This window comes from Sneathia sp. DSM 16631, assembly GCF_014892235.1.
Taxonomy (GTDB): domain Bacteria; phylum Fusobacteriota; class Fusobacteriia; order Fusobacteriales; family Leptotrichiaceae; genus Sneathia; species Sneathia vaginalis.
The window spans coordinates 20289-44529 of sequence record NZ_JADBHL010000001.1; the positions used below are offsets into that span (position 1 = coordinate 20289).

General features: G+C 29.0%; 18 protein-coding genes. 13 read left to right on the plus strand and 5 right to left on the minus strand.

Annotated elements, in window-relative coordinates:
• From IMK15_RS00090 to IMK15_RS00125, 8 genes are all read left to right on the plus strand, one after another.
• Positions 1 to 744 carry a glycosyltransferase family 2 protein gene (locus tag IMK15_RS00090; RefSeq protein ID WP_046328778.1) on the plus strand — a complete coding sequence of 248 codons (744 nt, stop codon included), beginning with the start codon at positions 1 to 3 and terminating at the stop codon, positions 742 to 744.
• Positions 745 to 2010, plus strand: a complete 1266-nt coding sequence (locus tag IMK15_RS00095) for an exopolysaccharide biosynthesis polyprenyl glycosylphosphotransferase (RefSeq protein WP_192941440.1) — start codon at positions 745 to 747, stop codon at positions 2008 to 2010. It begins immediately after the preceding gene.
• 175 nt (positions 2011 to 2185) lie between these two features.
• Entirely contained in the window at positions 2186 to 4048 is a 1863-nt protein-coding gene (locus IMK15_RS00100; RefSeq protein ID WP_192941441.1) for a TonB-dependent receptor, read from the plus strand.
• 154 nt (positions 4049 to 4202) lie between these two features.
• Complete coding sequence (locus IMK15_RS00105) at positions 4203 to 5126, plus strand: NAD-dependent epimerase/dehydratase family protein (RefSeq protein WP_046328775.1); 924 nt, start codon at positions 4203 to 4205, stop codon at positions 5124 to 5126.
• The gene (smc, locus tag IMK15_RS00110; RefSeq protein WP_192941442.1) at positions 5117 to 8557 is read left to right on the plus strand and encodes a chromosome segregation protein SMC; all 3441 of its coding nucleotides are present in this window, start codon (positions 5117 to 5119) and stop codon (positions 8555 to 8557) included. The genes IMK15_RS00105 and smc overlap by 10 nt, the downstream gene beginning before the upstream one ends.
• A complete protein-coding gene (locus IMK15_RS00115; protein WP_192941443.1) occupies positions 8557 to 9696 on the plus strand; it encodes a L,D-transpeptidase in 1140 nt (379 codons plus the stop codon). Before smc ends, IMK15_RS00115 begins: the two co-directional genes overlap by 1 nt.
• A gap of 16 nt (positions 9697 to 9712) precedes the next feature.
• Complete coding sequence (locus IMK15_RS00120; RefSeq protein WP_192941444.1) at positions 9713 to 11440, plus strand: phospho-sugar mutase; 1728 nt, start codon at positions 9713 to 9715, stop codon at positions 11438 to 11440.
• Positions 11427 to 12095, plus strand: coding sequence for a hypothetical protein (locus tag IMK15_RS00125; RefSeq protein WP_192941445.1), 669 nt, complete (start codon positions 11427 to 11429; stop codon positions 12093 to 12095). The genes IMK15_RS00120 and IMK15_RS00125 overlap by 14 nt, the downstream gene beginning before the upstream one ends.
• Positions 12096 to 12249: 154 nt before the next feature.
• Here IMK15_RS00125 and IMK15_RS00130 read toward each other — a convergent pair whose 3' ends face one another.
• From IMK15_RS00130 to IMK15_RS00145, 4 genes are all read right to left on the minus strand, one after another.
• The gene (locus IMK15_RS00130; RefSeq protein WP_408022181.1) at positions 12250 to 13428 is read right to left on the minus strand and encodes a dicarboxylate/amino acid:cation symporter; all 1179 of its coding nucleotides are present in this window, start codon (positions 13426 to 13428) and stop codon (positions 12250 to 12252) included.
• 93 nt (positions 13429 to 13521) lie between these two features.
• Positions 13522 to 14727, minus strand: a complete 1206-nt coding sequence (ilvA, locus tag IMK15_RS00135) for a threonine ammonia-lyase (RefSeq protein WP_192941447.1) — start codon at positions 14725 to 14727, stop codon at positions 13522 to 13524.
• A gap of 46 nt (positions 14728 to 14773) precedes the next feature.
• Entirely contained in the window at positions 14774 to 16168 is a 1395-nt protein-coding gene (locus tag IMK15_RS00140) for an alanine/glycine:cation symporter family protein (protein WP_192941448.1), read from the minus strand.
• A gap of 50 nt (positions 16169 to 16218) precedes the next feature.
• A complete protein-coding gene (locus IMK15_RS00145; protein WP_192941449.1) occupies positions 16219 to 16656 on the minus strand; it encodes an NUDIX hydrolase in 438 nt (145 codons plus the stop codon).
• 224 nt (positions 16657 to 16880) lie between these two features.
• Between IMK15_RS00145 and arcA the strand changes: the two genes are divergently transcribed.
• From arcA to IMK15_RS00170, 5 genes are all read left to right on the plus strand, one after another.
• Positions 16881 to 18098 (plus strand): arginine deiminase, encoded by a 1218-nt coding sequence (gene arcA / locus IMK15_RS00150; protein ID WP_192941450.1) that lies wholly within the window; start codon positions 16881 to 16883, stop codon positions 18096 to 18098.
• A 31-nt stretch (positions 18099 to 18129) separates the two neighbouring features.
• Positions 18130 to 19122 carry an ornithine carbamoyltransferase gene (gene argF, locus IMK15_RS00155; protein WP_192941451.1) on the plus strand — a complete coding sequence of 331 codons (993 nt, stop codon included), beginning with the start codon at positions 18130 to 18132 and terminating at the stop codon, positions 19120 to 19122.
• A 1-nt stretch (position 19123) separates the two neighbouring features.
• Entirely contained in the window at positions 19124 to 20056 is a 933-nt protein-coding gene (gene arcC / locus IMK15_RS00160) for a carbamate kinase (RefSeq protein ID WP_192941452.1), read from the plus strand.
• Between the two features lie 23 nt (positions 20057 to 20079).
• Positions 20080 to 21534 carry a YfcC family protein gene (locus IMK15_RS00165; RefSeq protein WP_046328764.1) on the plus strand — a complete coding sequence of 485 codons (1455 nt, stop codon included), beginning with the start codon at positions 20080 to 20082 and terminating at the stop codon, positions 21532 to 21534.
• Positions 21535 to 21600: 66 nt separating this feature from the next.
• Positions 21601 to 23058 carry a C69 family dipeptidase gene (locus IMK15_RS00170; RefSeq protein ID WP_192941453.1) on the plus strand — a complete coding sequence of 486 codons (1458 nt, stop codon included), beginning with the start codon at positions 21601 to 21603 and terminating at the stop codon, positions 23056 to 23058.
• Between the two features lie 21 nt (positions 23059 to 23079).
• On the opposite strand, the gene IMK15_RS00175 is transcribed toward IMK15_RS00170, so the two are convergent.
• A complete protein-coding gene (locus tag IMK15_RS00175; RefSeq protein ID WP_192941454.1) occupies positions 23080 to 24138 on the minus strand; it encodes a bifunctional folylpolyglutamate synthase/dihydrofolate synthase in 1059 nt (352 codons plus the stop codon).
• Positions 24139 to 24241 lie beyond the last annotated feature (103 nt).

Below are 24241 nucleotides of genomic sequence, written 5' to 3' on the forward strand. Positions count from 1 at the left end.
ATGGAAAAAGTTAGTATAATAACGCCTGTGTATAATAGTGGGAAATATTTAAAAAGAACTATTGATAGTGTATTATCTCAGAGTTATGAGAATTTTGAATTAATTTTAATAAACGATAAGTCTTGTGATAATAGTCTTGATATTTGTAAGTCATATGATGATAAAAGAATAAAGATAATAGATTTAGAAAAAAATGCTGGTGTATGTCATGCAAGAAATGTTGGAATAGAAGCCTCAACTGGTAGGTATATATCTTTTCTTGATTCTGATGATGTTTGGCTTAAAACAAAATTAGAAGAACAAATTAAATTTATGATAGAAAAAGATGCCAAGATATCTTGTACGGGGTATAATAGGGTTGATGAAAATGATAGGAATATAGGGTATGTTGATGTAGATGAAAAAATATGCTATGAAGATATGCTAAAAAACAACCAAGTTGGCTGTCTGACATTAATCTATGATAAAAAGTATTTTGGAAAAAGAGAATTTAAAGAAATAGATAAAAATGAGGATTACCTATTATGGTTAGAGTTAATAAAAGAGGCTAAATATATCTATGGGTTAAATAAGAGGCTTGCGAATTATAGGGTTCTATCAAAGTCTAGATCTAGTAATAAGGCGAAGACATTAATGCATAGATGGAATATATATAGAAATTATGAAAAACTTAGCATATTAGCTTCAATTTATTACACCCTATACTACATCATTACAGCATTACTTAAAAATAGGAGAAAATAGATGAAAAGAACAATTAACAGAAATAGCTATAGACTACTTTTTGTAACAATTAATATCTTGGTGCTTTTCTTGGCACAGTATTTGATATATAAGCCAGTAGATAAAACATTTTTACTTTACTTCATTATTGCCTTTCCCATATACTACATACTAAATATATTTAACTTTGAATATAGAATATTTGATTTGAAGCAAATGTTTCTTTGTGTCATAGCGAACTTCTTACTAATGCTATTCTTTGATGTGTTTGTTTTTTATCAAATGATGGAGGGAGTAATATTCTTTGGTGTAGTATTACTGTACCAAATAGTTGCAAAGTTCTTAATAATATCTAGTATTAATATAAAGGACAGGGTAATTCTTTTAGGAACTAATGAGTATAAGGGCGAAATAGTTAATGAAATGAAAAATACTAAGCTATATAAGGTAATACTTGATACGAATGACAAGAATAAGTTGAAAGAAGAAATAGCAAAGAACAGAACAACAATAATAGTAGATTTTGATTCAGGAATGTTGGATGACCCAGCATTATCAGATATGTTTTTACACTGTAGAATATCTGGTGTAAAGATATATAGAGATATCACATTCTATGAAATTGTTTTAAAAAGATTACCTATTAAAAGACTTAGTAAGAAGTACTTTATGGTAGAAAGTGGTTTTAGTTCTTATCAAGATAGTATAAAGAAGAATATTAAGAGAATATTTGATATCTGTTTTGCTATCATTATCCTTATACCTGCTCTACCGATAATGTTGATTTCAGCTGTGATAATAAAGTTAGAGTCACGTGGGCCTGTAATATACTCACAAGAAAGAATAGGTGAGAATAATAAGCCATTTAAGATATTTAAGTTTAGATCTATGAGAACAGATTCAGAAAAAGACGGGCCTAAATGGGCATCAGAACATGATGATAGAATAACAAAGTTTGGTAATATTATGAGAAAGACAAGAATAGATGAATTACCTCAACTATACAATGTAATAGTAGGACAAATGAGCTTTGTAGGTCCAAGACCAGAAAGACAGTTCTTTATCAATACTTTAGAAAAAGAAATACCATATTACAATTTAAGACATATAGTAAAGCCAGGTTTAACTGGTTGGGCACAAGTTAAATATCCATATGGTGCTAGTATAGAGGATTCATATAGAAAATTGCAATATGATTTGTATTATATAAAAAACTATTCATTAATACTTGATGTATTAATAATACTTGATACTGTAAAGATAGTGTTATTCGGTAAAGGAAGATAGTTAAAAAAGTTAATAGCTAAAAAAACGTATAAAATACAGTGAAAAATAAGGCTAACCTAAAAGAAGTTAAAAAACAAATTAACTTCAACTTAGGAAAGCCTTTTTTTTTACTCGTTTTCTGTGTAGAATAGTCTTGACAAAATTAAAAATAAAAAAAGAAAAGGAGAATTTTATAGTGAAAAAGACATTAATATTGTTGACAATGATTTCATCTGTTGCGACTTTTTCAAAAACTAACGGTTTTGTAGAAGCGTACAATGAAAATGAAGCCAATTTTAAAAAAAATACTGACGCAACATTCACTGCGAAAGAATTAGGTATTAAAACACAAGTAAATGTAGCGAGGACTAACCTAAGCTTTGGAGGAGATTTTAAATTTAAGGACCTACAATTAAATAATACAACACCTAAAAACTTTTTAAATCATTCAAGTGTATGGATAAAATACGACCTATCTAAAAAAGAAACAGGAATAAACTCATACGTAAAAGCAACAATCAAGCCAAAATTCCATGCTGAAGAATCAGGAAAAGAAATGGAACAAGTAAGCAAACTAAAAGAAGAAATACAACAACTAAAAAAAGAAAAAGAAAAACTAATACAAGACCAAAAAAATGCAGAGAATGATGATATAAAGGATAAGGAGAAAGTTAAAGAATTAACAAAAAAAGATACTGAATTACAAGAAAAAATAAAACAAAATACTGCAGAAAAAACTAAAATAGAAAAAAATAAAAAAGAAAATGATGAAAAGTTAGAAAAAGAAAGAGCTGCAAAGGATAAAATAGAGGAACAAGCGAATCAAGCGTTAGAGAATGCAAAAAAACAAAAATTACCTGAAAAATTACCTGAATCAGAAATTAAAAAAAGAGAGGAAAATAAGAAAAAAGCACTTGAACCACTTGAGAAAAATATTGAAAATTTTGAAACGGAAAAAGCAAAATTTGAAAGAGAAATAGAAAAAATTGATGAAACATTAAAGTCTATAAATAAACAAATTGAACAAAATAAAGAAGAAATAGAAAAACGTAATAAAAATATCAATGAAGCCAATAAAGCTATTACAAAAGCAAAAGCTGCACTTGAAGCTAATAATTTGAAAATTACTGAAAAAAATGCTATTAAAAATCAAATCGAAGTATACCAAGATAATGGTGGTATTGATTTAGAAGGAGACTTAAGCTATAAGACAGAAGGTGCTGTGTTTGGTGTTAACTCTGTTTTAAATGTGCCTTTCTCTAATACATATATTAAAGGTAATGTAGAATTTACTAAAGATTTTGCTACATTAATTAAGTCTACACATACTGCATACTTTGGAGTATCGGATGTATTATCAGGTGGGCTTTCAGTACAACACTCATACAAAGGTGAAGATGCTATGAAGTATGTTTCTGCAAAATTAGATGGTAAGTATGCAGTAAGCAATGATTTAGACTTAATTGGTAAGTTTAGATTTAAATATCAATTTAATGGAGAAATAGACTTTAAGAATGAATATTTAGGTAATAAAGACCTATTATCTTTTGTTAATCCTAAATGGAATGTATCACCATTAACATACATACATATGTATTCATTAGGGTTGAATTATAGAAAAACACTTAATATAACTGGATTTGTTGGACATGGGTATGAAAAAACAAAAGATGTTAATTATTTAAATTATGGTGTAATGGCAGATGTTAAGTATACAGGTATAGATAAATTAACTTTAAAAGCTAATGCAACATTATCAGGATTAAAAGTTGGAAATAACAACATTGGATTATTTGAATTTGGTGCAAATGCTAAATATGATTTCAATGCTACAGATAAATTCACAGTAAGTCCTGAATTGGATGCAAATGTTAAGTTTAAAACAAAAGAAAAAGTTGAAGATGTTAAGTTTGTATTAACACCAAAGGTAAGTGTAAAATACGTACCAGTAAATGGATTAACTTTATCTGGATCAGTTGGAGTACCAGTTACTGTTAAGAACTCAGCATATGAAAGTACATCAATAAAAACAAATTTAAATATTAGATACGAATGGTAATAATAAGGAGCACGCATATGATGTGCTCTTTTTTAGTGATTAAATATATATTGTTGATAGATAAATGATTAAAAATATTGTATAATATATATACATTTAGTTATTAAAAAAAGTGGTTTATACGCACTGCGTGATGAATATAGAAAGGAAAAATATGAAAGTATTAGTAACAGGAGGAGCAGGATTTATTGGCTCACATATAGTTGAAAAATTTGTTGAGAAGGGACACGAAGTTGTAGTAGTAGACAATCTAAGTTCTGGTACTTTAGATAATATTAAAGGACTTTCAAATGTTAAATTCTATAAACAAGACATTCGTGACAAGAATCTTATTGATATCTTTAAAATGGAAAAACCAGATATAGTATACAATGAAGCTGCACAGATAAGTGTTGGTTGTTCTATTAAAGATCCATATAATGATGCAGATATTAATATAATGGGATTAGTTAATGTGTTAGAATGCTGTGTTAAGACAAATGTTAAAAAATTCATAACAGCATCATCTGCTGCAGTATATGGAGTTCCTAAAAGTAGTGTTTCATATGAAACAGATGAGTTACAAGCCTTATCATTTTATGGTCTAACTAAGATGACTAGTGAAAAATATGTAAGACTATACCACGATTTATTTAATCTACAATATGTAATATTAAGATACTCAAATGTTTTTGGTCCAAGACAATCTTGCCTTGGTGAAGCAGGAGTAGTTGCAATATTTAGTGATGCAATGAAGAACAATAAAGATATATATATAGATGGTGATGGAGAACAAACAAGAGACTTCATTTATGTAAAAGATGTAGCTAATGCTAACTATTTAGTAGGTGTAGAAAATGTAAAAAATGAAACATTTAATGTATCAAATAATGGAAAGACTAGTATAAATGAATTGTTTTCTGCAATGAAAAAAGCATTTTCATACAAGAAAGATGCAATACATAGAGAAAAAAGACTTGGAGATATTAGGGATAGTAGACTATCTAATGACTTGTTAAAATCAAAAACTTCATTTGAAACACATTATGATATACAAAGTGGTTTAAATGAATATGCTGGGAGTTTAGGATGTATTTAAAAGGTATAGAGATAAATGGGTTTAAATCATTTTCTAATAAGGTTAACCTTGACTTTACAAAAGGGATAACAGCTATAGTTGGACCTAATGGTAGTGGAAAGAGCAACATATTAGATGCCGTATTATGGGTTCTAGGTGAACAAAGCTACAAGTCTATACGTGCAAAAGATGGTCAAGATGTTATCTTTTCGGGTGGTAAAAACAAAAAAGCAAGATCTAGTGCCACTGTTAGTTTGTATATAGATAATTCAGATAAGTATATAGACTACGATGCTGATGAATTGGTGATAACAAGAAGTATAAATAGGAATGGTGAGAATATCTATAGTTTAAACGGTAAAAGAACTAGACTAAAAGATATTAATAATCTACTTATGGATACAGGTATAGGTAAGCAAGCTTATTCAGTAATAGGTCAAGGTAAGGTTGAGCGTATAATATCATCATCATCTGTTGAATTAAGAAATATTATTGATGAAGCAGCAGGTATAAAGAAGGCTAAAGTTGAAAAAGATTTAACTTTAAAGAAATTTGAAAGTGTTAAAAATGAATTAGAAAAGATAGAGTTTGTAGAAAAAGACTTAGAAAAAAGAGTTGAAGAATTAAAGACACAATCTACAAAGGCAAGACAGTATAGAGCATTTACAAAAAAGATTAACACTTTAAAATATATGTCATACACTTACTATACTAATCAATTTAAAAGCGAGATTGAAGACTTTAATGTAAAGAAAGTTAATATAGAAGAAAGTATAAAGAAAAGTGAAGAAAGTATACAGGAGTATACTGATAAAATACAAAAGAATAACGATGAAAAAAAGATAATAAATGCAAGATTAAATGAACTGCTTAATTCTAGTGATGAAAACAATGAAAAACTTAAGGATTTAAGTGATAAGCAAGTTGAGTTAATTACTAAAAAAGCTAATTTCACTTCTGAAGTTAATGCTAAAGAAAAAGAAAAGCAAAAGCTTATACAAGACAAAGAGGAAGTTTCCAAAATTGTTGAGGAGAATAGAGAAAAATTAGTGAAAAGTAAGGCAGATATCGATGTAAAAAAAGAAAATATATTAGATATAGAGAAAATATTGAAGTCTAAGACAGACAAAAAGCTTAGAATTGAAGAGGAAATAAGGGGGTGTGAGGATAATAGGAAGAATTATGAAGTAGACAAGTTAAAAATTAATATGACAACTGAGGATGCAAAAAAAAGAATAAAATATGCAAAATCTAAGTTAGAGCAAGTAACAAAAGAAAAAGAACAGGCTGATTTAAAATTAAAAAGCTTAGAATCTACATCATTTGATGAGAAAGAATTTAATTCATTAAAAGAAGAGTATTCATTAAAAAAAGAAGAATATTCTAAGTTAAACAATGAAAGAAATGCAATACATACAAAGTTAGAAGAAATTAGAACAAAATATGATGTGTTGAATAATAGTATTAATAATTTTAAATTAATGAATAATGCTATACAATTTGTTTGTAATAAGTCAAAGGATGATAATTTAGTTTATGGACCCTTAGTCAATATGATAGAAGTGGATGAAAAATACCATTTAGCGATAACAACTATTGCAGGGTATAGTCTAAATGATATAGTAGTTGAAAATAGTGAGGTTGCACGTAAATATGTAGATATATTAAAGGGTAATAAGGTGGGTGTAGCATCATTTTTACCTATACAAAATCTTTCTAAGAAGAACTTGAATAATGGAAAGTACAACTTTGCTAGAAATTTGGTGAAGAATAAGACGGGTAATCCTAAAATAGATAGGGTTATAGAGCACGTATTTTCTAATGCTGTAATAGTTGATGACTTAAAAGAGGGTATAGAATTATCTAAAACCTTTAAAGATAGAATAGTAAGTTTAGCTGGAGATGTAATATCGTCTACTGGTAGAATAACTGGAGGATATATTACAAAAAAAGTAGATGAAACATTAAAAAGAACTAGTCTATTAAACACATACAAGGAAGAAAAAGAAAGCATAGAAAAAAAACTTAATCAAAAAACAAATGAAATACTTGTGGTTAATAAGGAAGTTGAAAGATTAAATTCACTAATAGATGAAAAAAGAACAGTCTATGAAAATTATTCACACAACAAAAAGTCAATACTAAGAGAAATTACGACATATAGCTATGAGATAAATGAAAACAATGACTTCATAACTCAAAAAGAAAAAGATATTAATGAAAATGATAAGTTGATACATGATATTAATATGGCTATTGTAGTAAATGATGAAAATGAAAAGACTTTAAAAAGTCAATTAGAAACATTACAAAATACAGATGTAGAGAAAAAGAAGCTAGAAAGTTTAAGAATAGACTTAGCTGTTGAAAATGAGAAGTATAATAATATATTAGCAAAATACAATGAAGTTTATGCTAAGTTAGAGAAAAGCAATGAAGAATACAGAGAATTAGCTGATTTTTTAGACAAGAAAGAAGAAAATTATCATAATCTTGAGGAAGAGCTAGAAAGTATAAAGGGAAAAATAGTAGAAATTCAAGAAAGTGATGTGAAATCAAAAGAAGAGATCAATAGATTAACAAAGGAAAATATTGATAAGTCTAGTGAGTATAAGGAACTTATAGAGCAAAAATCTAAATGTGAAATAGAGCAAAATACTAGAAAAAATGAATATGGGAATTTACTAGATAAAATAGAAAAGGATAATACTGAATTAGAAAAATATACTAATATGCTAAGTAAATTAGAAGAATTTAGTGAAGATATTAAATCTAATGAAGAGTATGAAGAAGATGTTGATTTATTAAAAGTTAAGATGTTTGAGAGAAAAATTAGCATAAATGAAAAATCAAGACAAGAATTAGGGGATGTTAATCTAGGATCAATAAAAGAATATGAAGAAGAAAATGCTAGATTTGAAAAAATGCGAAATGATAAATTTGACTTATTAAGAGCAGAAGAATCAGTATTAAAATTAATAGACGATATTGATGGTGATATAGTATACAAGTTTAAAAATGCCATAGAAGAAATAGGTAAAAACTTTACATATATGTGTCGTGAGTTATTACATGGTGCAAAAGGTGTGCTAAAAATACAAGATGAAGATAATCTTATAGAAACAGGGTTAGAATTGAGCGTAAAGTATAGGAATAAGCCTGAGCAAACATTGAGTTTGTTATCTGGTGGTGAAAAATCTATGCTAGCAGTTGCGTTTATAATCTCAATATTTATGTATAAGCCATCTCCATTTACTTTCTTTGATGAAGTAGAAGCTGCACTTGATGAGCAAAATACAAAAAAATTAGTTGAATTATTAAATAAGTTTACATACTCGCAATTTATTATGATTACACATAATAAGGAAACTATGAAAGGAGCAGATAGACTATACGGTGTTACAATGAATAAAGAAGTTGGAGAATCGATTATAGTGTCTGTTGATATATAATGAAAAGGATTTTATTTTTAATTTTTCTATCAGTTTATACATTTTCTGTGGAGTATAAATATATAGAAAAATATGAAGAGCCCAATAAATCTAATTTAGAGTTCGAAGAAGGATATAATAAGTATTCACCAAAATTTTCACATTATGTTTTTACTAAAAGAGCAGTAAGCGTAAAAAAAGAGCCTAACAATAGGTCTAAGACTCTACTTACAGTAGGTGGGAATAAGAATATACAAATTATTGCTAAAGTAAGTACAAAACATTCAAAATGGTATGAAGTAAAGATAAACAAAACAGTTGGTTTTGTTAATGAGAAAAACGTTTTGAAGCGTGAATTTAATTATGAAAAAGCCATAGAAGAAATAGAAAAACTAGAAGAGTTTTTGTACAAAGATATTGATAAAATATATTTTATTGACTGTTATGCACCCTTGAGTTATTCTAGTGGTCTTAAAAAAGACAAGTATGGAAATGGTTCAAATCAGAGTATAACAGCATACGAAGTAGGTACAAAAGACCACTATAATTTACAAGATAGGACCATCTTATCTATTGATTCTGAAGAAAAAAAAGGGTATAATATTAAGGTGCAAACTTATCCAGAGCTAATTTTGAACAAAAAATACAAGAAAAACTTAAAAAAATTAGAGCTAGATGGTAAATTTATCACTAAATACATATTTATTGATAAAAAAAATCAAAATATTTTTGCACTTATGAAAGATAACGAAACAGGTAACTTTAGAGTAATAATTAATGGGTTAATTACGACTGGTAAAAATTCAAAATATGGATTTGAAACACCTTTAGGGAATTTCTTAGTTGCAATATCCAAACCAGTAATGACATATACATCAGATATTGATACTACTAAGGTTATAGGTGATGCAAGATATGCGATAAGATTTACAGGTGGAGCATATCTACATGGCATTCCATCTTTATACGAACCTAAAGAAACTAGAACTCAAAGAAAAAAGATAACAGAGAGTAAACTTGGTACCTATCCATTATCACATAAATGTGTGAGAAACAAGGATGAGGTAGTTAAGATTCTTTATGAGTGGCTAGGAGTAAAATCAAAGAATAAGGCTGGACATAGAGTGCCTATAGAACCTGTAATAGTTATTGTTAGATAATGATTAGGAGGAAAATATGAGCTATATCGAAAAGTACCAAGAATGGTTAAATCACGAAAATTTAGATGCAGATTTAAGAAAACAATTAGAAGAAATTAAAGGAAATGATTCTGAAATCAAAGATAGATTTTATAAAGAACTAGAATTTGGTACAGCTGGATTAAGAGGTAAGTTAGGTGCTGGAACTAATAGAATGAATAGATTAGTTATAGCAAGAGCAACAAGAGCATTAGCAGAAGTAATTATTGAAGAAGGTGAAGAAGCAAAAAAGAAGGGTATAGTATTCGCACATGATTGTAGAATTATGTCACCAGAATTTGCAAGAGAAGCTGCTTTAATAATGGCAAGTGCAGGTATAAAGACATACCTATTTGAAGCACTAAGACCAACACCAGAATTATCATTTGCAGTAAGATACTTAAAATGTACATCAGGTGTTAATATTACTGCATCACATAATCCAAAAATATATAATGGGTATAAGGTTTATTGGACTGAAGGATCACAAATTAAAGATAGAATTGCAAATAGAGTACTAGATAAGATAAAACAACTAGATATATTTAAAGATTACAAGACACTAACATTTGATGAAGCTGTTAAGTCTGGTATGTTAACAATAATAGGTGAAGAAGTTGACAGAGCATATTATGAAAATGTTAAGGCACAATCACTAAGAACTGATGATGAAATAGATAAGAGCTTAAGAATTGTATATACACCACTAAATGGTGCAGGATACAAGGCAGTAAAAACAGTGTTAGCTGAAAAAGGTTATGAAAATGTATTTGTTGTAAAAGAACAAGAAAACCCAGATGGGCATTTCCCAACAATTGCATATCCTAATCCAGAATTTGTAGAAGTATTTGAATATGCAAATAAATTATGTCCTAAAGTAAATGGAGATATAATAATAGCAACAGATCCAGATTCAGATAGATTAGCAATAGAAGTTGTTCACAAAGGTAAGATAATACCTATTAATGGTAACCAAGCAGGTGTACTATTAATTAATTACCTATTATCAACTATGAGTGAAAAAGGAACTTTACCAAAAAATCCAGTAATAGTTAAATCAATAGTTACAGGAGAAATGGGAAGACCTATATGTGAAAAATATGGTGTTGAAATGATAAATGTTCTAACAGGATTTAAAAATATCTGTGAATTATCAAATAGATATGCCGTAACACATGAAAAGACTTATGTACTAGGATATGAAGAAAGTGTTGGATACAATGTTGGTACATTCGTAAGAGATAAAGATGGTGTTACATCAGCTGTTCTATTTGCTGAAATGGCAGCATATTACAAGAAACATGGTAAGACACTATATGATGTATTAGAAGACTTATTTAAAGAATTCGGATACTATAAGGAAAAGGGAGTTTCTATTGTACTTGAAGGAGAAGAAGGACAAAAGAGAATCGCTAGAATGATGAAGGAATTCAGAAATATATATCCTAAGCAAATATTAGGCGTTAATGTAAGCGAAACTACTGACTATGAAACACAAGTTATCACAAATGTAAAAACTGGTGAAACTAAACCAGTTGATAATGAAAAGACAAATGCATTTAAGGTAACATACGAAGATGAAAGCTGGTATACATTAAGACCATCTGGAACTGAACCAAAAATCAAATTATACATTTATGTAAAAGATAAAGATGAAAAAGTTTCAGAAAATAAATTAAAGACATTTGAAAAACAAGTATTGGAAGTAATAAATGGAATTAAATAAAATTTTTAAATCATTCATATTAGGTTTAATATTAGCAATTATTTCATATGTAGCTCTATCATTTGTAGGAGGATATAAGGTAGAGACAACTATGTATGTAAATGATAAATATTTAAAAGAAATGAATGAAGACGCAAAATACATATTAAGTTCACTTAATTATTTAGATTATTTAAGAGATAATTCAAAATTAGTAAAAAAGATATTTAAACAAACTGATGAATACACATTATCAAAGGGTCTATTAGTAGAAAAACCTGGTGAAGATTCAACAGTTAAATTAACATTTCAAACTAAGTCAAAAGATGATGCCATACTATTCTCTAAGGAATATGCAAACTTGGCAAACAAATATATACTAAGTTGGAAGACACAATATTTTACAACTATGGTTGATAATTTAAATAGACAGTATAACGAGCTTAATACAAAGACAGATATTGAAAAGTATAGAGATGCATTGGCAGATTCAACAATTTCTAAATTAGTGACATATAAGCAAATAAAGGAAGATCAAAGTGATATTATTAGAATTACTAATTATAGAATAAAAGGAAGATTCAATAAGAAAATTATTGTTGTATTATGTTTCTTAATAGGAGCATTTATTCCAGTAGTTTATGAAATGTATTTTAATAAAAAACAAAATAATTAAGCATTAAAAAATCTCTCAAAAAATGGGAGATTTTTTTGTTCTATATATTTTTAGATCTCTCTAAGTAAAAATCATTTTACTTAGAATAAGTATATCAGTTTTAAGTAAAATTTTTAAGCCTAAATTTTACTTAGAGATAAAAAAGTGCCAAAATTTAATTCGACACTTTGTAATTGTTTTCAAATATTCCTTGTAGAATTAATGCTAATGCACCATCGCCAGTGATGTTACATGCTGTACCAAAACTGTCTTGAAGTGCGAATATTGTAAGCATTAAAGCTATTCCTGTATCATTAAATTTAAGTACTGATACAATAATTCCTAGTGATGCAAGTACTGTACCTCCAGGTACACCAGGAGCACCTACTGCAAATATACCAAGTAAGATGATAAATATTATCATCGTAGGTAAACTAGGCAATTTTGAATAAAGAATTCTTGAGACTGTCATCAAAAAGAAAACCTCTGTTAAAACCGAACCGCAAAGATGTGTTGTTGAACCCAGTGGTATTGCAAAGTCAATTATATCTTTTTTTAAGACCTTTGTATTTTTAGCACATTTTAGTGCGACTGGTAATGTAGCAGCAGAAGACATAGTACCTACTGCTGTTAAGTAAGCAGGGATATAGTTTCGTATAATATCAAAAGGATTTTTTTTAGAAACAATAGCACCTATTGCGTACAGTACACTTAGCCATACAAAATGGCAGATTATTATTATACCTATTATTTTAATAAATACTGGAAGTTGTTTTGTAATACTACCCTCATATGCTAAACCAGCAAATGTACAAAATATGAATATGGGTAGAATTGGTATTACTATTCTATTAACTAGTGCTAAAACTATTTTGTTAAAGTCTAGTAGAATATTTGTAAAAATTTCTGAATTAGTCCATACTACAGCTAGTCCAATAAAGATTGCCAGAATAAGAGCTGACATTACAGGCATAATTGGTGGTATGTCTAGTTTAAAAAATACTTCTGGTAAAGTTTTTAAACCTTTTACACTAGAGTTTATTGATAAATATGGAATTATACTATACCCTAGTATCATTGAAAAAAATGCTGCACCAATTGATGATAGATAAGATAAACTTAACATAGCAATTAACATCTTACCTGCATTATTTTTTAGCTTTGCTATAGCGGGAGCTATAAATCCAAGTATTATTAATGGTATTGTAAAGAATATGATTTGACCTAAAATATATTTTATAGTCTCAAGTAGAATAATATTTTTAGTGCTTGAGAATTGACCAATTATCATACCTAAAACAACACTGATTAAAAGTTTAAAAATTAGTTTGTCCTTTATTTTTGACATAATCATCTCCAATTTAAAATATGTAAAAATATTTTACAATATTTTGAGCGAATAGTAAAGTAAAATAAAAAAATAACAAAAAAAGAGCCTTACAGCTCTTTATTTTCTATTAATTTTAAATTCACTGTCTTTTAGGGCAGTTAGAATTGCAATTCCGTGTTCTTCATCACGGCATTCTATTACAATATTCAATAATTGTTCATTAACATCAAGATCTATATCATATCTAGTTTGATTTAAATAAAGTATATTTGCTTTGTGTTCTTTTAATATTTCAGTTACATTATTAACTTGTCCTATAGAATCAGATAATTTTACTGTAAATTCTATTCTTCTTCCTTTAAGTATTTGTGCCTTATTAATTATCTTTTCTACATTATTAATATCTATGTTACCACCAGAAATTACACAACAAACCTTTTTACCTTTAACATCAACTTGATTTGATAGAAGACCTGCTAGTGATGTAGCACCTGCACCTTCTGCGACTACTTTTGATTTTTCTAATAAGAATAGTATTGCAGAAGTTATTTCTTCTTCACTAACAGATATGATTTTGTCCACATATTTTTGAACAATTTCAAATGTTTTATCACCAACTTTTGCAACGGCAATACCGTCTGCAATTGTATGACATGATTTTAATTGTATTATTTTCTTATTACTTACTGATTCCTTCATAGAAGCAGCACCATTTGCTTCTACACCATATACCTTAATATTAGGATTTATACTCTTTACAGCAACTGCTATACCTGATAATAGTCCACCACCACCAACAGGAACAAATATTGCATCTATATCAGAAACTTCATTTAATATTTCAAGTCCTATAGTACCTTGACCTGCAATAACATAATCGTCATTGAAGGGGTGTAAAAATACTAAATTTTCTTTTTTTTGTATTTCTAGGGCTTTGTTGTAAGCTTCATCATAGTATTGCCCATGTTGTATAACACGTGCACCAAAATTTTTTGTAGCAATAACTTTAGATAAGGGTGCTGTTTCAGGCATTACTATTGTAGCGTTAATACCTATTGATTTAGCACCTAGAGCTACACCTTGTGCATGGTTACCAGCTGATGATGCAATAACACCATGACTTTTTTCTTCTTCAGTTAGATTCATAATCTTATTCATAGCACCACGTACTTTGAAAGATCCAGTTCTTTGAAGATTTTCTAGTTTTAATAAGACAGTGCTATTAGTAATTTCATCTAATGTGGGACACTCCATTAATGGAGTTTTTTTGATGCTTTTTTGTATTTTATCATATGCATTTTGTATATCTTTTAAATTAATCACATTACCACCTCAATTAGAGTATATAGTGTTTTTTTTATTTAGCAAATTATTTCCAATAATCTAATTTACTATCATCAAGCCCTATATTTTTTGCAATAAATACTGGATCTAGACCTTTTTTTAGTTGTGATTTATAGTCATCTAATGCTTTAAACGCAATATTAGATAAGTATAGTATAGTAGGTATATTAATTAAGCACATAATACCCATTAAAAAGTCTGATAAATTCCATGCAAAATCCATTCTCATTCCACAACCAAGGAAGATAAATATACTTGCAAGTATTCTATATGCAATTTGGAAGTTCTTTGAAGGAACTTTTTTTAGACAATATGCAATACAAGAATCTACATAGTATAGATTACCTAGTAGTGTTGTAAATGCAAATAGTGCTAGTGAGAAAGTAACGAATATATGTCCATAAAAACCAAAAACTGTTGCTAAAGCTAATTGAACATATTTTGCACCTGCAATACTTGCATCAGGATTTATACCAGATGACAGACAAATAAAGGCTGTTGCTGAACAAATAACTAGAGTATCAATAAATACAGATGTCATTTGAACAAGACCTTGTTTTACAGGGTGTGAAGTCTTTGCACTGGCTGCAGCGTTAGGACTAGATCCCATACCTGCTTCATTAGAGTATAGTCCTCTTTTTATACCTTCAACTAAACATGAACTTGATATACCACCAAATATTGCACGGAAGTTAAAAGCGTCTACAAATATCTTTTTCATAACTATAGGGAAAAGGTAGTAGTTTTTTAGAACAATAATTAGTGAAACAAGTATAAATACAATACCCATTATAGGGACAAGTATACTAGTTGCTTTTATTATTCTCTTACCTCCACCTAATATACAAAATCCTGCTAATAAAGCAAGAACTAAACCTATTATCCATGGTGTAGTAGCTGAATTGTAGAAACTATATACTCTAAATGAATCTTGTAAATTAAATGAAGCTAACATATTAAATCCAACTGCATATGTTAGTATTAAGCTTACAGCAAATATTAGTCCTAATGTTCTACTTCCAATACCAGTTTGAATGTAGTATGAAGGTCCACCATATGAATTTGTCTTTCCCTTCTTCTTGTATATCTGTGCTAGTGTAGATTCAATAAACGCAGAAGATGAACCTATTATGGCAATTATCCACATCCAAAATATGGCACCATATCCACCTATGCATATTGCGTTTGAAACACCAACAATATTACCTGTACCAACTCTTGAGGCTGTTGAAACCATTAGAGCTTGAAATGATGAGACTTCTCCTTTTTTTGGAGTTTCTGTTATAACTGAGAAAGCGTTTTTAAATAAGCTTATTTGAATAACCCCAGTTTTAAAAGTAAAGTATAGCCCACTTGCAATCAATATGATTATTAATATGGGATAGTATAAAATCGCATTTACAATATTTAAAAAGTCCATAAATCTCCTTTCAAATACAATTTATACAAATTTTACCATAATTAAAAAAATTAATCAAAAATAATGTTTTTTTCAAAATTATTTTCTTTTATTAGCTTTATGATTTCTACGGGATAAACAGTGTATTTATCGATAGTATCTAAGTCTAACCAATAAAATTTATTTATTTTTTTACCTTCCATATGTGTAAAATTATGAGTGGGTAAATTTTTGATATCTACTAAAAAGTAAAAACAAACTTCGTGATTTTTATTGTATAGTGCTTCATGAACATATACACATTTTTTAATGCTTGCATCTAAACCAAGTTCTTCTTTAATTTCTCTTACTAAAGCTGTTTTGGCATTTTCAGCTATATCTATTCTACCACCAGGTAAGTAGTAGTAAAATCCCTTATCATCTATTGTTAGTAACTTATTATCCTTAACTACAATGGCTCTTGCTCTTAAGTTGAATCTAGTATAATCTATTCTAAATGAAATATCCATTATATCACCTCGAAAGTATTTTACTATATGAAGAGATTAAATGCAAAAAAATATGGCAAGCTTGCTTAAATTAAAAATCAAGCTATAATCAACATGAGGAGATTAAACGTATTTTACAAAAAAATCTATGTAAAAATTCCATATTAAAAATTTTATCAAGATATACTAAGGGTAGACATAGGGAATCTATGTTATACAAAGTAAGCTGATAGGAGGCCGATTATATGGTTATAAATGTTAGAAGCGAAATAAACAAGCTTAAAAAAGTTTTACTTCACAGACCTGGTAGAGAATTATTAAATCTTACTCCAGATTCATTACAAAGATTATTGTTTGATGATGTTCCATTCTTGAGAGTGGCACAAGCAGAACATGATGCGTTTGCTAAGATTTTGAGAGACAATGGTGTAGAAGTTGTATATCTAGAAGATTTAGTTGCAGAAACACTAGATACTTCTCATGAATTAAAGGTTCAATTCTTGAAACAATTCATTGAAGAAGGTGGCGTAAAGCTTGAAGTTTATAAAAAAGCTTTATTAGATTTCTTCTTAAGCTATAAAGATACTAAGGAAATGGTATTAAAGACTATGGAAGGTGTAAATATGTCAGAATTAAATATTCCAAGACATGATTTAGTAAGTTACCTTGAAGATCCAACAGAATTAATACTTGATCCTATGCCTAATTTATACTTTACAAGAGATCCATTTGCATCTGTACAAAATGGTGTTATCTTAAATAGAATGTACTCTGTAACAAGAAATAGAGAAACTATATATGCATACTATATTTTCCACTATCATCCAGAATACAAAGGTAAGGTAACAATGTTCTATGACAGAACAAATCCTTTCCATATTGAAGGTGGAGACGTTTTAAATATTAATGATGAAACATTAGCAATAGGAATTTCACAAAGAACTGAAGCTCCTGCTATAGACTTAGTTGCTAAGAATATCTTATTCGATGAAAAGAATTCTCACATTAAGACTATACTAGCATTTAGAATTGCTGAATCAAGAGCATTTATGCACTTAGATACAGTATTCACACAAATAGATTATGATAAATTCAGTGTACACCCTGCAATATTAGGTCCATTACAAGTATTTGAAATTACAAGAGATGGAAATGATGTTAAGGTTGTTCCACAAGAAGGAAAATTAGAAGATATATTAACTAGATATGTTGGAAGAAAAGTTACTTTAATCCCTTGCGGTGGTGGAGACAGAATAGCTGCTGAAAGAGAACAATGGAACGATGGTTCAAATACATTATGTATAGCACCTGGTACTGTTGTAGTATATGAAAGAAATGAAGTTACTAATAAGTTACTAAGAGAACATGGAATTAATGTTATCGAAATGCCAAGTGCCGAATTATCAAGAGGACGTGGAGGTCCTAGATGTATGAGTATGCCACTTGTTAGAGAAGATAATTAATTAAATACACAAAAGAAGGGAAAGAAAACAAATGCCAAAGAATTTACAAGGAAGAAGTTTTTTAAAACTATTAGATTTTACAAGTCAAGATATTAGATATTTATTAGATTTATCAAAGAAATTTAAAGAATTAAAATTGACAAGAACACCTCATAAATATCTAGAAGGTAAAAACATTGCCTTATTATTTGAAAAGACATCTACTCGTACAAGATGTGCGTTTGAAGTTGCTGGTAATGATTTAGGTATGGGTGTTACATACCTTGAACCAGGATCATCTCAAATGGGTAAAAAGGAAAGTATTGCAGATACTGCAAGAGTACTTGGAAGAATGTATGATGGTATAGAATACAGAGGATTCTCACAAGATTTAGTTCAAGAATTATCTGATAAAGCAGGTGTACCAGTATGGAATGGATTAACAGATATGTTCCATCCAACACAAATGCTTGCTGATTTATTAACAATAGAAGAAAACTTTGGGCACTTAAAAGGTTTAAACTTTACATTTATGGGAGATGCTAGAAATAATGTGGCAAATTCATTATTAATAGCTTGTGCTAAAATGGGATTAAACTTTACAGCATGTGGACCAAAAGAATTAATTCCTGAAGCTTCATTAATAGAAAAAGCTAAAGAAATTGCAAAGAAGACAGGTTCAGTAATTAGATTTACTGATAGCGTTGAAGAAGGATGTAAAGATGCTGATATTATTTACACTGATATATGGGTATCAATGGGAGAACCAGATTCAGTATGGGCAGAAAGAATTAAATTATTAAGTCCTTACCAAGTAAATAAGAAGGCAATGAGTTATGCAAGTAAAGAAGCAATATTCTTACACTGCTTACCTTCATTCCACGATAGACATACAATTATCGGTGAACAAATATATGAAAAATATGGAATTCCAGAAATGGAAGTAGCAGACGAAGTCTTTGAAAGCCCTCAATCAAAGGTATTCGATGAAGCTGAAAATAGAATGCATACAATTAAAGCTGTAATGTATGCAACATTAAAATAAAATGAGTAAAAGAATAGTAATAGCTTTAGGAGGGAATGCCTTAGGAAATACCCCCGATCAACAATTAAAGTTGGTTAGGGGTACTGCTAAGGTTATAGTGGATATGGCCAAAGAGGGATATGAAATAATAGTTGGTCATGGAAACGGTCCCCAAGTAGGAATGATAAACTTAGCTATGGATTATGCAGCAAATGGTAGTGCAGGTACTCCATATATGCCATTTGCAGAATGTGGTGCAATGAGCCAAGGATATATTGGTTATCACTTGCAACAAGCTATTAGAGAAGAAATGAAAAAACAAGGGTTAGAAAGAGATGTAGTAGCACTTGTAACACAAGTGTTAGTTGATTCAAAAGATGACGCTTTCAATCATCCAACAAAACCAGTTGGAATGTTCTATACTAAAGAACAAGCAGAAAAGATAGAAAAAGAAAAAGGATTCATATTTACTGAAGATGCAGGTAGAGGATATAGACGTGTAGTACCATCTCCATTACCTGTGGAAATAATAGAATTGAATGTTATAAAAAAATTAGTTAAAGATAATACAATTGTCATCGCTACTGGTGGTGGTGGTATACCAGTTATTAATACTGATAATGGATTAAAAGGGGTAGACGCTGTAATAGATAAGGATAGATCAAGTGCAAAACTTGCATTAGACTTAAATGCAGATATGCTAGTTATATTAACTGCTGTTGATAAGGTTTGTATAAATTACAATAAACCAGACCAAGTTGAATTGTCAGAATTAACATTAGATGACGCAGAAAAATATATAAAAGAAGGACAATTTGCAAAGGGTAGTATGTTACCAAAGGTAGAAGCTTGTATGGATTTCGTTAGAAAATCAAATGGAGCTAAGGCTTTGATTACATCATTAGAAAAAGCAGCAATAGCATTAAAAGGACAAACAGGAACTATAATTAAATAACAAAACGAAAGAAGGGAAAGATTATGGCAAAAAAAGAACGTAAGTCACTTTCTGCTTACTCAATAATCTTAATTTTACTTGTAGTATTAGCAATTTTAACTTGGCTATTACCACATTTACCTGGTTCAGTAACTCCTGAAATGATAGAAAATGATTCTTCTTTAGTTACTGGTGTAAATCGTGCAACAATTGCTGACATATTTATGTCACCGTTCAATGGATTTAAAGACGCTATAGATGTTTGCGTATTCGTATTATTCTTAGGTGGATTTTTAGGTATAGTTACAAAGACAAAAGCATTAGACGCTGGTATTGCAGCTCTAGTTCGTAAATTAAAAGGTAATGAAATTATTTTAATACCAATACTTATGACACTATTCTCAATTGGTGGTTCAACATATGGTATGGCAGAAGAAACAATAGCATTCTACACTTTAATTTGTTCAACTATGGTTGCTGCTGGATTTGACTCAATGGTCGGTGCAGCTGTAATATTACTAGGTGCTGGTGTTGGATGTCTTGGTTCAACAATTAACCCATTTGCAACTGGTATAGCAATGGCAACAGTAGTTGATGGTGGATTGCATGTTGAAAATGCATATATATTGATAATAGGAGTAATTTTATGGATTACATCTTTAATTGCTGCTGTTATATATGTAATGAGATATGCAGAAAAAGTAAAAAGAGATAAAGGTTCTATTTTCTTATCATTAAGAGAACAAGAAGCAATGAATGAACATTTTGGACATGTTGACTTTAATGAAGTAGAATTTACTGGAAAACAAAGAGTAACATTAATTGTATTTGCTATTACATTTGTAATTATGATAATATCATTAGTTGCGTGGGGTAAATACGATATCCATGTATTTGAAGGATGGTCATCATTCTTAACTGGTGTACCTTTAGGAGAATGGTACTTCGGTGAATTGTCAATGTGGTTCACATTTATGGGACTTATCATTGCAGTAATAAATGGATTTAGTGAAAAAGAAACAGTAGATGCATTCCTTGCAGGATCTGCAGATATATTATCAGTTGTATTAATTATCGCATTATCACGTGGTGTTTCAGTATTAATGAAAGCTACATACTTAGATAAGTACATATTAAATACAGCTTCTAATCTATTAAAAGGATTACCTGCTATAGTATTTGCACCAGCATCATATATCCTATATATGATACTATCATTCTTAATTCCATCTACTTCAGGACTTGCAACAGTATCATTACCAATTATGGCTCCATTAACTCAAAATATTGGATTCAGACCAGAAGTTATGATAATGATATTCTCAGGTGCATGTGGATTGATTAATTTAATAACACCTACATCAGGAGTTGTTATGGGTGGTTTATCAACTGCTAAGATAGAATTCTCAACATACATTAAATGGGTAATGAAGTTATTAGGTATAATATTTGTATTAAATGTTGTAATCTTAACTGTCGCTATGTACGTAGTTAAATAATATATACTTTGGTAAGAGAGAAGACAGTTATGTTTTCTCTCTTTTTAAATAAAAGGGGTAATAAAAATGAAAAAGGGATTTGTATTAACAATGTTGTTAATTTCAGCTATAGATGCTATGGCTTGTACAGGTGTTTTAGTTGGTAGAAATGTTTCGCAAGATGGATCAATGCTAATGGCTAGAAATGAAGATTTCGGTTCAGCAGCAAATCCAAAGACTTTCTTTGTTATTAAAAGAAAAGTTAATAGCAAAAAAGCAATATTTAAAAATCCAGATACAGGATTTAGTATTGAAATGCCACATAAAACATTAAAATACACAATATTACCAGATGCTGGACAAGATGCTGGTGTATTTGGGGAAGCAGGATTTAATGAATTAGGTGTATGTACTTCTACAACTTTATCAGCAAATGCTAATGATGAAATATTAAAATTTGATCCATATGTAAAAGGTGGAATTACTGAACCTGATATGGCATCATTAATATTAATGCAAGCTAAAAATGCAAAACAAGGTGTCCAAATTATAGCTGATATTATAGACAAAAAGGGTGCTGGAGAAGGAAATATAATCTACGTTGCTGACAAAAATGATATTTGGTATATGGAAATCTATACAGGACACCAATACGCAGCTGTAAGAGTTCCACAAGATAAATATGCAGTTATTGCCAATGCATTTATGTTAGGTAATATAGATCTTAACTCAAAAGATACTATTTATTCAAAAGATTTAATAAATCTTGCTAAAAAGAATAATTTATTAAAAGAAAAAGATGGTAAATTCCATCTTGCTATGACTTATCGTGATAAATTAAATAACTATAACCAAATTAGAGTATATGAAGGACAAAGAAGATTTAATCCAACTGATAAGGTAAAGTATAACGTAAATGATACATATGAACTATTTAGAACACCTGAAAGAAAGATAGGATTAAAAGATGTTATGAATGTACTACGTGATAGATATGATGGTACAGAATTTACAGATATTAAAGTATATAGACCTATAGGAATAGATAAAAACCTTGAATCACATATATTCCAAATTAAAAAGAACATACCAAGTAAAATTGGAGGAATTATGTGGCTAGCTATGGGTACTGTTGAACATTCACCATACTTACCATATTTTGGAAATATATCACAAACAAATAAGGCATTGAGAGTTAGAACTCAAGTTGCTAATAATAAGTCATATTACTGGACATTTAAACTATTAAATACCCTAGGTAAGTCAGATAGAAAAAATGTTGGTAATGGTATTAAAGAATATTGGAATAATTATGAAGATGGCGTAATTAAAGATGAAAAAAATGTAGAAAAGAAGTTGCTATATATCTACAAAACAAAAGGTTCAAAGGCTGCTTCTGATTATTCAACTAAATATTCAAATGATTTAGTAAATAAGACATTAAATATCGCAAGAGATATGCAAGCTAAAGTTATTACACATGTTGATAAGAAAGCTGAAGGTAAACCATACAAAGCTCCATTTAGTTATGTTGATAAAAAATAGTATAAGTGAGACTATATAGTCTCACTTATTTAATTTTTCCATAACTTTTTGTATGAAGTAAAATGAACCGCAATAGACATTGAACATGTCTTTTTTTGGTGTTAAATTATCTGATATATTCACATCTCCAAGTGTTTCTAATATATTTTCTTTTGTTCTACCCCTTTTAATATCGGACATAGCAAATATGCTAATGGGATATCCCTCATTTTTTAAAAGAGTATATATTGTTTTTAAGTCTTTATCTTGTAATACAGATAAGAAGATATTAACGTTTTTTATTCCTTTTAAATTGTGTATTAGTGCCTTTATTGAATCAACATTATGTGAAACATCAACTAGTATATTTTCCTGTATTTTTTGTTGTCTACCAATAATCTTAAAGTTTTTAAGACCTTGTCTAATTTTGTCATCACTAAAATTTAAAAGTTTAAATACTTCATAACAGAGAGCAAAGTTTTTTTGTTGGAAGTCTCCTTTTAGAGGGAGTGTAAATTTTGTTACGGGTTTTAAAAACTTTGTATCATTACTTTCTTTTTCAACAAAACTTTTTAGTATGCTATCAGTATAGAATGTTTTTGTATTATTTTTAGCAATACCTGCTTTTTGCCAAGCAATCTTTTCTCTAGTATCACCCAGCATTTGTGTGTGGTCTAAGCTAACATTTGTAATTAAGGCATAGTTATACATAATTTCATTTGTAACATCAAATCTACCACCTATTCCTACCTCTATTATTGCTATATCCACATTGTTTTCAACAAAGTAGTTTAAAGCAATTACGAATAAAAAGTCAAAAAAACCAAGATCAAGATGTTTTAACTTGTCATAGGCAGTTTTTAAATTTTCATGTGTTATGGGTATTTGATCTATAGTTATTCTCTCACTAACGTCTAATAAATGAGGAGAAGTAAATTTTCCAACCTTGTATTTTTGCATTAGAACACATTCTAAGTATGAACAAGTTGAACCTTTACCATTTGTTCCAGCCACATGAATAAGTAGTGGTAATTTTTTAGGTAAAAGATTTCGTATATCATTTCTTCTAATATTTTTTCTGTTAAAAAGTTCTTCAAACATATATCACACCTCTATTTTTTTCTTGTTTAAGTATACGGCAATATGGTGTAAAAAGCAATGTAAAAAATTGTATAATTACTCACAAAATGATATAATTTTTAGA